This window comes from Collimonas arenae (assembly GCF_001584165.1).
GTDB classification, from domain to species: domain Bacteria; phylum Pseudomonadota; class Gammaproteobacteria; order Burkholderiales; family Burkholderiaceae_D; genus Collimonas; species Collimonas arenae.
Genome location: NZ_CP013233.1, coordinates 2,505,859 through 2,519,609, shown reverse-complemented (window position 1 = coordinate 2,519,609; position 13,751 = coordinate 2,505,859). Strand labels below are relative to the sequence as shown.

The window sequence follows — 13,751 nt, the reverse complement described above, 5'->3', positions numbered from 1 at the left end:
ACATGTCTAGCTTACCTACCATAGGGCACTTCATTAACGGTCAGTGCGTTCCATCTTCCGGCGAGCGCTGCAGCGATGTCTTCAATCCCGCCACTGGCGCTGTCAGCGCCAAGGTCGGACTAGCCAGCCATGCGGATGTCGACGTTGCGGTCGCTACCGCGCAGGCGGCTTTCCCTGCATGGGCCGCACAACCGCCGCTGCGCCGGGCGCGGGTGATGTTCCGCTTCAAGGAATTGATCGAGCAAAACCGCGACAAGCTGGCTGCGATGATCACCAACGAACATGGCAAGGTGTTCACCGATGCCAAGGGAGAGGTTGTGCGCGGGCTGGAGGTGGCTGAATTCGCCAGCGGCATCCCGCAATTGCTCAAGGGTGAATACACCGAACAGATCAGCCGCGGTATCGATGCCTGGACCATGCGCCAGCCGCTAGGTGTCTGCACTGGTATTACACCATTCAATTTTCCGGTGATGGTGCCGATGTGGATGTTCCCGATGGCCATCGCCTGTGGCAATACTTTTGTGCTGAAGCCCTCTGAACGCGATCCGTCGGCGAGTTTGCTGCTGGCCGAATTACTGAAGGAGGCGGGATTGCCGGATGGTGTGTTTAATGTGGTGCAGGGGGATAAGGTGGCGGTTGATGCGTTACTCGATCATCCCGATGTCAAGGCTGTCAGCTTCGTTGGTTCGACGCCGATTGCCGAATACATCTATGCCACCGGCTGCGCCAAAGGAAAGCGAGTGCAGGCCCTGGGCGGCGCCAAGAACCACATGGTGGTGATGCCGGATGCCGACCTGGAGCAAACCGTCGATGCCCTGATGGGAGCAGCTTACGGGTCCGCCGGCGAGCGTTGCATGGCGATTTCGGTGGCGGTCGCGGTTGGTGATGTGGGCGACAAACTGATGGCGGCATTGGCGCCGCGGGTGCGCGAATTGAAGATCAACCAGGGAATGGACCTGGCGGCGGAGATGGGGCCGGTGGTAACACAGCAACACAAGGACAAGATCCTGGCGTATATCGACGACGGCGTTGCCGCCGGCGCCAACTGGCAGTGGATGGACGCAATTTCACATTGCCTGGCCATGAGCGCGGCTTCTTCATGGCGGGCACCTTGTTCGATCACGTTACGCCGGATATGAAAATATACAAGGAGGAGATTTTCGGGCCGGTACTGTGTGTGGTGCGCGTGCCGGATTTTGCGGCGGCGCTGGCGTTGGTGAACCGCCATGAGTTCGGCAACGGTACCGCGATTTTCACGCGTGATGGCAATACCGCGCGTGAATACACTTCGCGGGTGCAGGTTGGCATGGTTGGCGTCAACGTGCCAATTCCGGTGCCGATGGCTTTTCACAGCTTCGGCGGCTGGAAGCGTAGCCTGTTCGGCGATCATCATGCACATGGCCCGGAAGCGGTGCGTTTCTATACCAAGCAAAAGGCGGTGACCCAGCGTTGGCCTGCCAGCATTGCAGCCGGTGCCGAGTTTGCGATGCCGACGATGAAATAAGGCGCTTGTTGAGAGTTTCATATTTCCCGACATGGTTACGGGAAATGGGCAGAGTCATCTGGGGTCAGAGTGAAGTTTCTGCAAAAAAAAGCGCGCAGAAAGCCACTCTGACCCCAGTCAGCTGCATGCGTTAAGCGCGACGAAAACCGGATTACGGCTTGGTCGCGTTTGATGAAATTCTCAATAATTTCATAAATTTGCAAAACACGATTGACCGAAGCTATCAAATGCACGTATTATTCGGTCTTCGGAATTGCTGCAAGTCTTACGGGGCTTCGCATTACGGCCCACGTGGCGGAATTGGTAGACGCGCATGGTTCAGGTCCATGTGCCGCAAGGTGTGGGGTTCGAGTCCCTCCGTGGGCACCAGGTAACTGGTGTTGCAAGTGTAGAGAAACCGCATAAACAGTCATGTTTATGCGGTTTTTTTATTGCCGTTTTCTTTTCGCGAAAGAAGCTGTATGCGGCATTTCACGTGTGGCCAAGTTGTTCGCGTTTCTGCCATACTGGATAATGTTTGCCGTAGGAAAATAGTTTTCGCTTCATGTAAAAAGAACAATGACAATCTTCGGAGCTTCCAATGGTATTGATCATTTCGCTGATGCTGGTAGCGTTGTTTGTGATGTGGGGTGCCTTAGCTCCGCTCAACCTTGCTGCCGTGATGCAGACTGCCTTGGGCGGTACTATCGCTAATTTCGGCTGGTTCTACCTGTTGTCGATGTTCGGGTTTCTGGTGTTTGCGTTGTATCTGGCGTTCGGCCGTTTCGGTACGATACGGCTGGGAGGCGAGGATGCCGAGCCGGATTTCAGTCGGCATAGCTGGTTTGCCATGTTGTTTGCCGCTGGCATGGGTATTGGCCTGGTGTTCTGGGGTGTGGCTGAACCGGTTTCACATTTTGCGACGCCGCCCAGCGGTCAGGGTGGCGGTCCAGAGGCGGCGCGGCTGGGCTTGCGCTACGCCTTTTTTCATTGGGGCCTGCATCCGTGGGCTGCGTACTGCGTGGTGGCGCTGGCGCTCGGCTTCTTCCAGTTCAACCGCAATCGGCCGATGCTGATGAGCACGACCTTCGAGCCTTGCTCGGCAAGCATGCGCAAGGGCCGTTGGGCAAAACGATTGATATCCTGGCGGTGCTTGCTACCGCAATCGGCGTTGCCACTTCATTGGGTTTCGGAACACTGCAGATCAGCAGCGGCCTGCACACGGTATTCGGCTTGCCGAATGGCCTAGCCCTGCAGTTGACGGTGATTGCGGTGGCCGCCGGCTTGTATCTGGCGTCCTCGCTAAGCGGTCTGGACCGGGGCGTGAAAATCCTCAGCAATATCAATATGGTGCTGGCGTTACTGTTGATGCTGTTCGTGCTCCTGTTGGGGCCGACGTTGTTCATCATGGATGCGCTGACCACTACGCTCGGCGACTACCTGGACAACCTGATCAGCATGAGCATGCGCATGACGCCGTTTTCGAAAGGTACCTGGATCGCCGACTGGACCTTGTTCTACTGGGCTTGGTGGGTTACCTGGGCACCGTTTGTCGGCACTTTCATCGCGCGGATCTCGCGCGGAAGGACTATTCGCGAGTTTGTCACCGGCGTGCTGCTGGTGCCTTCCTTGATCAGCTTCCTGTGGTTCGCCACATTCGGTGGTGCGGCGCTGCACGGCATCATGTTCGAGCACTTGCCGTTGGTCGATATTGTCAAGCAGGACAGCTCGCTGGCGCTGTTTGCATTGCTTAACCATCTGCCCTGGAGCACGCTGACCTCATTGGTCGCAATTATCCTGGTGTCGGTTTTTTTCGTGACGTCGGCCGATTCGGCAACCTTCGTGTTGGGCATGATGACCAGTAATGGCAATCCGGTTCCTTCGGCGCGCATCAAATTGGCCTGGGGTGTATTGACCGCCTTGATTGCAGGGGTGTTGTTGATGGCCGGCGGATTAAAGGGTTTGCAGACGACCTCAATCGTCATTGCGCTGCCGTTCATGATCATCATGCTGGTCATGTGCGCCAGCCTGTTTCGAGCGCTGGGCGAGGAAGCCGATACACTGGAACGTCGCCGTCACGCGCGCGACCGGCTGCTGGAGCGGCTGCTGCGTGAGCGCGAGGAAAGTCCTTCCTGATCCGTTCAGGTGTTATCGGCAGTGGCGAATACGACCAGTTCGTAGGTTTGACTATTGCACTCGAATGGATGCAAGGCAGTCATCTTCAAACCCTTGACGTGGGCCGCAAATGAATGCGGATTGCGCTTATCGATAAATGCCGCGCCGACATCGTAGTCGGTGCGAGCATGCGATTTTATCGCCGCGAACATCTTCTGCAGAAGACCTTGGCCGCGCCATTCGCGACCGATGCACACCGGGCCGTAAACAAACACGCGTTGCTGATCCAGCGGCTTGCCGTTGAACTGCTGGTTTGGAAATGTCGCCAGCATTGCTTCGACTACTGGGTGGCGCGGCTGCATGGAGGTGGGCACCATGCAGAGAAAGCCCGCCAGTTGTTCGCCATCCATCGCTACCATCACGCCTAATGCGCGGTTGATGGCGTCCAATTGGGTCTCGTCCAACTGCGAGACGATAAATCCTTGCTGCTGTTCGGCCGCGCTCAGCTGCTCAGGCCGATTGGCCATTTGCAACGCGACGATCTTCGGATAGTCCGCGGCAACCGCCTGTCGAATTTCCATGTCCCGTCCTTTTAGATTTTAGCTGGCGCTGCTGGGCAGCCGCGCCAGTTCGATCCTGCTGGAATCGACTCGCCTTTCATGACCAGCGTTAGCGCGCCCAGCTTGGCGTTGTCGCCAACTGACGCGCCGTACAATACGAAGCTGCGCGGTCCCATATAGACCCGGCGGCCGATATTGACATGGTCGATTTTCATGACCCGGTCTTCGAACAGATGGGTCTGCGGACAGGCTTGGGCGTTGAGTTCGCTGTAATCGCCGACATGGACGCAATCGAACTCGGTGATGTCGGTGGTGTTCATATAGACGCCGCGGCCGATGCGGCACCCCAGCAGGTTGAACGCCAGCGGCAACCACGGCGTACCGCGTAAGTAGTTCATGAAGTTCGGAATGGCGATCCCTTCATACAGATTGGTTACGCCCTCCGAGAGCCAGACGAAGCGTGTCCACATCGGGACGCTGCATTTCTTATAGCGGCCGATCAGCAGCCATTTCAGCATTGCAATAAAGATGAAGCTGCCAATGCCGTACAGCAGGCCGGCGCTGGTCAGCAACGAAATGACCTCACCCCATTGGCCGGCGCCGGCCAATGGCATCAGGTTCAGCACCACGGTATAGCCGACCGCGATGACGATTGCATGCGGCGAGACGATGCGGAAACCTTCCACCAACGCACGCCCGAGGCGACGCCGGCGTGATGGCCGGAACGTCAGGTGTTCGGGGAAACCGGTGGTTTCTTCACGCGCTGGCAGGTTGATTGGCGGTGAGCCGAGCCAAGTATCGCCCGGTTGCATGCGGTGATTTTCAGGTGTACGCGAATGGACGCCGATCAAGACGTTTTCCGGCAAGACGCTACCGTCCGGCACGTAAGCGCCGTTGCCGACAAAGCTACGGCGCGAGATGACGGTTGGCTTCATGGTCATCCAGCCGCCATCGATCTGTTCGTCGCCCAGTAACACGGCATCGGCGATAAAGGTGTCGTCGCCTAGCGTCAGCATGTCCGGCACTACGCCGAGCGCAGTAGAAATCTCGGCGTGCTTGCCTACTTTGGCTCCCAGCAGGCGATACCAAAGAGGTGCGTAAACGGTGGCGTACACACCGTGCAGCACAGCCAGGCTGGATTCCTGGATCTGGTTAACTAGCCATTTGCTGCAATAGACGTTGCTGCGCACCGGCCAACTGCCGGCCCGCATGCGGGGCAGTAGCGTCCAGCGGATGCCCGCCGAGAGCAGCGCGGTACAGACGATTAGCACCGCGGTGGCCGGGAAGGCGAGCAGGAAATATTTGGCTAGCTGGAACGGCACCTGATTGCTTTGCAGCCATGGGTAGCGATCAGTGTCGTCAAGCCAGTCGATCAGGATAAAACTTGGAAACACCGGCATGAAGAACAGGGTAGTGATCAGCAATGCGCCGAACAGGAAGAATGCCGATTCACCGAGTTGACGGTGACGGGTGACTGGCGGCCGAGCGGGTTTCGAGGCCTGGTCGAAGGCACCGGCGTCGCGAGCCGGCGAGCCGGCCCAGATGCGGTTTGCCGGGACACTTTGGCCATCGCTCAAGGCCGATTGCCCTTCCAGGTGGCCATAGCTGCCGACGCGGGTGTTGCCTTCCATGACCACGTAAGAACCGATGCAGCTTTCGCGTTCCAGCGTGATCGTTCCCAATATCAACTCGCCATGCTCGACCCGGGCATTTTCCAGGTTGACCGCATTGCCGATGCTGCAACCGTCCTCGACAGTCAGCAGATCATGGGCGCGCAGCGTCATCGACCCGATCACGACTTCCGAACCGATGCGCGCGCCCAATGCCCGCAGCCACCAGGTATTGAGTGAAGATCCACTCAGCAGATAGGCCGGCGCGGCCTCGATCAGGCGATCGGCCAGCCACCAGCGGTAATAGGCGAGGCCCCAAAGCGGATAGCGCCCGGGTTTCAGGCGTCCGGCGATCAGCCACTTGGCGGCAATCGCGATACCGAATTCAAACAGCGTGGTCAGCAGGAAGGCGCCAATCGACACCAGGATTGCCAGCGGAATCGAATCGCCTGGATCGCCGGTGAAGAAGTGGTAAGTGAAAAACGGCGCCAGCCACTGCATCATGCGCATCGCCACCAGCCATGGCACGGCGGCCGCCTGCGCGGCACCACACAGCCAGCGCTTCACATCCGATGGCGCGCTCCAACTGGTATCGACCGCAATGCTGGCACTTGGCGTTTCCGCCAGCACCTTGGCGATGTTGCCGACGGTGCGGTTCATGTAGATGTCGCGTACTGTCACATGGGCGAAATCCGGATTGGCGCGCAACGCCGACGCCAGTTTGGCGGCAAACAGTGAATGGCCGCCGAGATCGTTGAAGAAATCGGCGCTGCGATGGATAGGCTGGCCAGGGAAGAGCTTGTTCAAGGCGGCGAACAACGCCATTTCTGCCGGGGTTTCGGGAATGTCCGAATCGGCCGTGTCGGTTGCCGCGGCGACGGCCAGCGGCCGTGCTTTGAGTGCCTTGCGGTCAATTTTGCCGGACGTCAGGCGCGGCATTTCGCTCATCGGTTCGAAGAAGCCTGGCACCATATAAGGTTGCAAACTTTCGCCGAGGGCGGTACGTAGTTTGGCTGGAATCACTTCAGCGCCGCTTTCCGGCACGATGAAAGCGATCAACTGATCGATGCCGTCCTCCTGGCGCAACACCACCGCCACGGTGCCGATGCCAGGCTGGCGCGCCAGCACTTCTTCGATCTCGCCCAACTCGACCCGGAAGCCGCGGATCTTGACCTGATCGTCGGTGCGGCCCAGGCATTGCACGCGACCGTCGGCTTCAATTCGCGCCAGATCGCCGGTACGGTACAAGCGGCGGTCATGTTCGGTGCTGGCCCAGGGATTGTCGAGGAATTTCTCGGCAGTGAGGTCGGGCCGCCCCAGATAGCCAGCGGCAACGCCAGGGCCGGTAATGCACAACTCGCCGACTTCACCGCGTGGCAGCAGGGTCAGGCCGTTTTCCAGCGAGGGATTGATGACCAGCAGGCCATAATTGGGCAATGGCCTGCCGATTGTGACCGGTTCGTTGGCATGTAGCTCGGCCAGGCTGGCCGAGACGGTGGCTTCGGTCGGGCCGTAGGTGTTGAAAATCTGGCGATTCGCTCCTGCCCAACGGCTGACCAGCGCTTCCGGGCACATTTCGCCGCCCAGATTGATGATGCGCAAACTGGGGATGTCCTGATTGAACAGCGCCAGCAGTGTCGGCACCGCGTGCAATATGGTTACACCGTTGGCGGCCAGTGCCTGCGGCAAGGCTTCCGGGTCGGAGGCCAGTTCCTTGGGGGCGATCCAGAGCGTGGCGCCGACCAGGTAGCTGATCCAGATTTCCTCGAACGACATGTCAAATGCTACCGAGAATCCCTGGTAGACGCGGTCGCCGACGGTAATGCCGAGTATCGCATTCTCGCTGCGCAGGAAATGACAGATTGCGCCCTGGTTGATCTCGATGCCTTTTGGCTTGCCGGTCGATCCAGAAGTGTAGATCACATAGGCCGAGTCGCTGCGCTGCACGTTTTGGCGGCGCAGCAGCGGCGCATCGCTTGGCGCCAGCAGTTTTTCGGCGGTCCATATGTTGCAGGAAAGGCCACCCAAACGGGGGCTGAATGCGTCGCAACTGACGATACCGGGGGCGTTGGCGTCTTCCAGGCAAACGGCGACGCGTTCTACCGGAGTGTCTGCATCCAGCGGCAGCCAGGCGGCGCCGGCCTTGGCTATGCCCGCTTGCATCACCAGCAGATCGATGCCGCGAGGCAGCCACAGTCCGACAATCTGGCCGGGACGCACACCTGCTTCGATCAGCCGCGAAGCGACCAGGTCGGCGCGGTTGTTGAGCGCCTGGTAAGTGATCTGTTGTTCCCCAAAAATCAGGGCAATCTGTTCTGGGTTACGGGCAGCAGTTGCTTCCAGAAGATCGGCCAGTACCTCATTGCGTATCAATTCCGGTTGCACCGGCCCGTGCAGGATGTCCGGGGTGGATGGAAACGCTGCTGCGGCTGTGCTTTCGACGGGCAATGTCTGGGTCATGTAGGAAACGGGTAAGAGATAGCAAACCGGCAATGGTAGCACGGGAGATATGCAGGGCGAACGGACATTTTTATCCTTCTTGTATCGCTATTTTGTCTGGCTCGCAGCCATGCTTCCTTGGTAGGTCGCTCCGGTACTGTGCGGCTTGCGCGGCAGCCCGTCAAGTGCGATGCCTGGAGCGGATTCGTCTCGGCTATCGCGCTTGCCATTAAGAAACTATTGGTCGTATGATAGGAATATCTGGTTATATTTCAAGCATGTTTTGCTTGTCGCCGTTTTCTTGTAATTCCGCTAAAGCTTTCTGACCGTTTTGACTGTTATCGGCGAGGTTTTGTGATGCTGCGACCCAAGAAAATCCTGAATGCGGCAAGCACTGGAGGTTGGCGGTGGATAAAGGTGGTACTGCCTTTTCTAGCGGTGGTGACCATGCTGGTTTGGCTGCTGGCGTTCAGCATGAACATCCTGTCCGCGGTGCGCGCCTTTGTCGGCGGCGAGAGCCAATGGTCGAAGGCGCAGAAGGAAGCGGTGTTCCATCTGAACCAGTATGCGCTCTCCCATGCCGAGGCTGATTATGACAAGTTCCAGAGAGCCATGGTGGTGCCAATGGGGGACCGCCGCGCCCGGCTTGAACTGGATAAACCCAAGCCCGATCTGAACGTCGCTCGCCAGGCGTTCATTGACGGCGAGAACCATCCCGACGACATCGACAGCGTCATCAGCCTGTATCGCAATTTCAAGAGCTTCAGCCTGCTTGCTGAGCCACTGGCAATCTGGAGAGTCGGCGATGGATTGCTGCTGCAGCTGAACGCGGAAGCCAGCCGCCTGCATGCTGCCATCGAATCCGGCATACCCGACCCGGTGACGATAGCCAGCAGCATTGCCCGAATCAAGGAAATTGATGACCAGTTGACGCCGCTGGAGCGGAATTTTTCTGCCAGCCTGGGAGAGTCGTCGCGCCGCGTGCAGCGGCTGCTGCTGTTGACGACGCTGATCGTTGCTGTTGCGTTGATGATTTTCGGTAGCTGGATTTCGCGTTTCTTCCTGACCAAGAGCGACCACTTCGAAGAGGCGCTCAAGGTCAGCGAGGAGCGCCTGCAGCTGGCGATGCTGGGTAGTAACGACGGTTTGTGGGATTGGGATATCCAGACCGACAACATCTATTATTCCCCGCGTCTCAAGGAATTGCTCGGCTACACTAGCGCAGACGGCGAACCGACGCCGTTGCAATTCCTCAACTGCATCTATCCATCCGATCTGGATGCGGTGCGGGCCAAGCTGACTTTCCATTTGCATGACAATTCGCCGTGCGATATCGAATTTCGCGTGGTGACCAAATCCGGCGAATTGCGCTGGGTCCGTTCCTGCGCGCAATCAACCAGCAACGCTGCCGGCCAGCCGGTGCGCATGGCCGGGTCGTTTACTGACATCACCGCGCGCAAGCGGGCTGAAGAACAACTCTATGCTGCCAAAGAGCGTGCGCAAGTGACGCTGGAGTCGATAGGCGAAGCGGTGATTACATTGAGCACCGACGGCCTGGTCGAGTACCTGAATCCGACCGCCGAGATACTGACGCGCTGGACGCTGGCGTCGGCACGTGGCTTGCCGCTGGAAAAAATACTGAACGTGGTGGGCGAAACCTCCGGCAGCCGGATCCCGGATCTGGTCCACCGGATTCTCGACACAAACAATCCGATCGACCGCGAAACCAACCTGCTGCTGGTGTGCAACGATGGCAACGAGGTCGCCGTGAACCTGTCGGCCGAGCCGATCCGCAATTTGAGCGGCGAGACCGTCGGTACCGTACTGGTGCTGCATGACGTCAGTAAGGATCGCGAATATGCAGCGCAGCTTTCCTACCAGGCCAGCCACGACGAACTGACCGGCTTGATCAATCGCCGCGAGTTCGAACGGCGCCTGACGGTGGCCATGATTACCTCGCGCGACCAGCAACGGCAGCACGCGGTGCTGTATCTAGATCTCGATCAGTTCAAGGTGGTCAACGATACCTGCGGCCACGCTGCTGGCGACGAACTGATCCGCCAGGTCAGCGTGCTGTTGAAGCAACGCTTGCGCGACACGGACACGATGGCTCGTCTGGGTGGCGATGAATTCGGCGTGCTGCTGGAAAATTGTCCGGTTGAGCATTCGCTGCGGATCGCCGAAGGATTGCGCCAGACCGTCGCAGATTTCCAGTTTATCTGGAACAACAAGCCGTTTTCGATTGGCGTCAGTATCGGCCTGATCAACCTGGCGGGCGACATGCATACGCTCGGGCAAATCATGAGTGCGGTCGATGCGGCCTGCTATCTGGCCAAGGAAAAGGGCCGTAACCGGGTGCACGAGTATCGCCTCGACGACAGCGAGTTGTCGATACGGCATGGTGAGATGGAGTGGATCACGCGCATCAACGAAGCCCTGACCAATGAAAAGTTCTGCCTGTACTCCCAGGAAATCGTTGCTCTAAGCCAGTTGCCTAGTCCTGGCGCGCACTTTGAAATACTGCTGCGTTTACTCGACAAGGACGATAACCTGGTACTGCCGATGGTGTTCATTCCGGCGGCGGAACGCTACAACCTGATGCCGGCGGTTGACCGCTGGGTGGTGTCGACTGTCTTCTCGACGCTGGCAACAATGTACAAGCAGGGCTTGGCCCAGGAGATTCAGACGTGCGCGATCAATCTGTCGGGAGCCACGATCGGTGATAGCGACTTCCTTGATTTCGTGCGTGAGCAGCACGTGAAATTCGGCATCCCGCCGCAAATCATATGCTTTGAAATTACCGAGACCAGCGCCATCGCCAATTTTGCCAAGGCTGCGCATTTCATTGAGGAACTGAGAAGCATCGGCTACCGCTTCGCCCTCGATGACTTTGGCGCCGGCATGTCGTCTTTTGCCTATCTGAAAAATCTGCCGGTGGATTTCATCAAGATCGACGGCGGCTTTGTCAAAGACATGCTGAACAGTCCGACCGACTACGCGATGGTCGAGGCGATCAACAAGATTGGCCATCTGATGGGCAAGCAAACCATTGCTGAATTTGCCGTCAATGAACGCACGATCGCCACCTTGACCGAGATCGGCGTCGATTTTGCGCAGGGCTATGGCATCGGCAAGCCGCAACCATTTGGCGGCGCGATCGACAGCGGCCGGATCGGCGTCATCGAAGCGGATCGTACCGCACGAGGTCGGCGGCCTTCCCTCAAGACCTAGGTTCTTCTATCCCAGCGCCGCCTTCAGCATCGGACGAAATCCGCGTGGATCGCATTTTTCTACCACCACCCGCGGCGTACCGTGCCAGTCGGCGAAGCGTTGTAGCGTGGCGGCCAGATCGCTCGCTAGTCTTTGCGTCTGGCGGACGCCGGCTTCCAGGTAAAGTGCCTTGACTTCGAACACGCCCTCGCTGCGATGGGCCTTGGCATCCAGCCGGCCCGCCAGGACACCGCGATGCAATATCGGCAGCGTGAAGTAGCCGTAGCTGCGCTTTGCCTCCGGCGTATAACACTCCAGCCGGTAATCGAAATCAAATAGCTCCAGTGCGCGCTTGCGGTCCCAGACCAAAGGGTCAAATGGCGACAGCAGGCTGGTCGTGGTTGGTTTGAGGCGACCGTCGGCGGCGGCCAGGGCCAGTTCAAGATGGGACGGATGGATGTACACCGGCTGGTCCCAGCCTTCTACCTTGGCTTTGAGCAGGGTGCCGTCATCTACCAGCGATTCGGGATCGGGAATAGGGCGGCTTTTGGCGGTGCGGAAATAGTCACCGATCCAGCTGGCCTTGGCCAGGCCAAGCGCCCGTACCGCCTTGAGCAGCAAAATGCGATGGGTTTCGGCGTGGGAGGGCATGTGAGCGTCATCCCAGTCCGGCAGGATACGCTCGGCCAGGTCATAAATGCGGTGAAAATTGTGGCGCCGCGCGATCATCAGGTGACCGGCGGTGAACAGCACTTCGAGCGAGCGTTTTTCAGGCTTCCATTCCCACCACCCACCGCCCTTGCCGTCGGTGCGTTTGAAGTCGGCTGAACGCACCGGACCGTGGTCGCGGATGTGGCCCAGCAGTTTTTCAATGGTGGCACCATGTTCACTCATCCACTTTTCGGAATATTTCCAGCCCATCGAGCCGGGATCGATCATGCGATGCCGGTACAGTCCGTAATCCTCGATCGGCAGGAAGCAGGCTTCATGCGCCCAGTATTCGAACAGATGGCGCTCTGCCAACAATTCGTCCAGCCATGCCTGCGGATAGCTGCCAAGCCGGCTCCATAGCACCAGGTAGGGACTGCGTGCAACTACGTGGATGGTGTCGATCTGCAGCACCCCCATTTGGCGGATGGCGCCCAGCACATCTTGCTTGACTGCTTTCTTGCGCGGCGGATTGAGCATGCCTTGCGCGGCCAGTTGCAATGCGCGTGCGGCCGGAAGCGATAAATGAAGTGTGTTCATGCCAGGTTGTACCGGATCGAAAGAACGGAGGGCAAGCGGCCCCAATGTTTGTTGGGGCCGCTTAATTTGATGTTTTAAAGACCGATGGCGCGCAGATCCAGGTGGTCGCCTTGACGTGGCGGGCACCAATAGTAGCTGCCGCTGATCGGCTGCGAGAAGCTGAACAGAGCGTCGACGATATCGTCTTCCAATCCCAGCATGCGTCGTAGAACGTGTTCGAAGCGATCGCTGCTTTCACCGAAGGCTATGAATTCGGTGCCTTGCTGTTTGCCGTTGTCCCATGGCATCGAATGCCGCACCATGAATGCTTCCGGGGTGAAGCTTTCCTGCGCCGAACGTTTGACGTGCGCCGATTCCGGCGCGTCTTCGATTTCTTCATTGTCGCTGTGGCGACGGCCGATGGTGGCGTCGCGCTGTGCTGCCGGAAAGCCGCGGAAACGTTGCAGATCGTGCACCCAGCGCTGCACCGCGACGAAGCTGGAGCCTTGTCGTCCTTCACCTTCGGCGACCAGCGCAGCGGCTGCCGCGTCGTCATCTTTGGGGTTTTCAGTGCCGTCTTCGTAGCCGGTCAGATCGCGGTTGTCGCGGTAGCGGAAAGTATCCAGCGCATCGTCCAGAACCAAGGCTTCGCCCAGTAGATCGACCAGTTGTGTGGTGCACTCGAAGAGCGTGCTGCGGTCGTCGCCGCGCAACAGGATCCACATGGCTTGTTGGGTTGAGGGTGCTTGACAGCCGCGGCCTTCGAGTGCAGGAAACGGACGCAGGCCGGCTACATGCTGATCCAGTGTCTCGATCAATGGTGCGCCCAGGCCGACGATGCCCCAATCAGCCACGAAGCTGTCACGCAGTCGGGCCAGTGCCGGCCGTGGGTCCTGGCCGTTCAGGCGGAATGTGAGCGAACGTCCAAGTGGCGGTAGCGATTGGAGAATTCCCGGTTGAGCTTGAGCTGCAGTTGCTGGCATGTGCAAAGTCCTTATTTGAAGAATGGGTTTGATATTAGCGGATTCCGGCAATTCGTTGCTGGCAAGTTGTGAAATTGCTGCTGTCAATAGGGGGCGACATTGTCATCGCTTGAGGATGCAAAGC

General features: G+C 58.5%; 5 protein-coding genes, 1 tRNA gene and 2 pseudogenes. 4 read left to right on the top strand and 4 right to left on the bottom strand.

Going from position 1 to position 13,751, the window contains the following annotated elements:
- Positions 1-2 precede the first annotated feature (2 nt).
- The 3 genes and pseudogenes from CAter10_RS11635 to CAter10_RS11625 all read left to right on the top strand — a co-directional run bounded on the left by CAter10_RS11635 (position 3) and on the right by CAter10_RS11625 (position 3,619).
- Positions 3-1,504, top strand: a pseudogene (locus CAter10_RS11635) (CoA-acylating methylmalonate-semialdehyde dehydrogenase).
- 285 nt (positions 1,505-1,789) lie between these two features.
- Positions 1,790-1,873 (top strand) — tRNA-Leu (locus tag CAter10_RS11630).
- 211 nt (positions 1,874-2,084) lie between these two features.
- Positions 2,085-3,619: pseudogene (locus CAter10_RS11625) on the top strand (BCCT family transporter).
- A gap of 5 nt (positions 3,620-3,624) precedes the next feature.
- On the opposite strand, the gene CAter10_RS11620 reads toward CAter10_RS11625, so the two are convergent.
- Both CAter10_RS11620 and CAter10_RS11615 read right to left on the bottom strand, forming a co-directional pair.
- A complete protein-coding gene (locus CAter10_RS11620) occupies positions 3,625-4,179 on the bottom strand; it encodes a GNAT family N-acetyltransferase (RefSeq protein ID WP_061533532.1) in 555 nt (184 codons plus the stop codon).
- Positions 4,180-4,190: 11 nt separating this feature from the next.
- The gene (locus CAter10_RS11615) at positions 4,191-8,228 is read right to left on the bottom strand and encodes a Pls/PosA family non-ribosomal peptide synthetase (protein ID WP_061533531.1); all 4,038 of its coding nucleotides are present in this window, start codon (positions 8,226-8,228) and stop codon (positions 4,191-4,193) included.
- A 396-nt stretch (positions 8,229-8,624) separates the two neighbouring features.
- On the opposite strand from CAter10_RS11615, the gene CAter10_RS11610 reads away from it, so the two are divergent.
- Complete coding sequence (locus tag CAter10_RS11610) at positions 8,625-11,438, top strand: EAL domain-containing protein (RefSeq protein ID WP_164840443.1); 2,814 nt, start codon at positions 8,625-8,627, stop codon at positions 11,436-11,438.
- A gap of 6 nt (positions 11,439-11,444) precedes the next feature.
- Here CAter10_RS11610 and CAter10_RS11605 read toward each other — a convergent pair whose 3' ends face one another.
- Both CAter10_RS11605 and CAter10_RS11600 read right to left on the bottom strand, forming a co-directional pair.
- The gene (locus CAter10_RS11605; protein ID WP_061535307.1) at positions 11,445-12,665 is read right to left on the bottom strand and encodes a winged helix-turn-helix domain-containing protein; all 1,221 of its coding nucleotides are present in this window, start codon (positions 12,663-12,665) and stop codon (positions 11,445-11,447) included.
- 74 nt (positions 12,666-12,739) lie between these two features.
- On the bottom strand, positions 12,740-13,627 hold the full coding sequence (locus CAter10_RS11600) for a Dyp-type peroxidase (protein WP_061533529.1): 888 nt from the start codon (positions 13,625-13,627) through the stop codon (positions 12,740-12,742).
- Positions 13,628-13,751 lie beyond the last annotated feature (124 nt).

Coding starts and splice junctions, on each gene's coding strand:
- CAter10_RS11615 (WP_061533531.1), bottom strand. CDS start 8,228: ATGACCCAGACATTGCCCGTCGAAAGCACAGCCGCAGCAGCGTTTCCA.
- CAter10_RS11620 (WP_061533532.1), bottom strand. CDS start 4,179: ATGGAAATTCGACAGGCGGTTGCCGCGGACTATCCGAAGATCGTCGCG.
- CAter10_RS11605 (WP_061535307.1), bottom strand. CDS start 12,665: ATGAACACACTTCATTTATCGCTTCCGGCCGCACGCGCATTGCAACTG.
- CAter10_RS11600 (WP_061533529.1), bottom strand. CDS start 13,627: ATGCCAGCAACTGCAGCTCAAGCTCAACCGGGAATTCTCCAATCGCTA.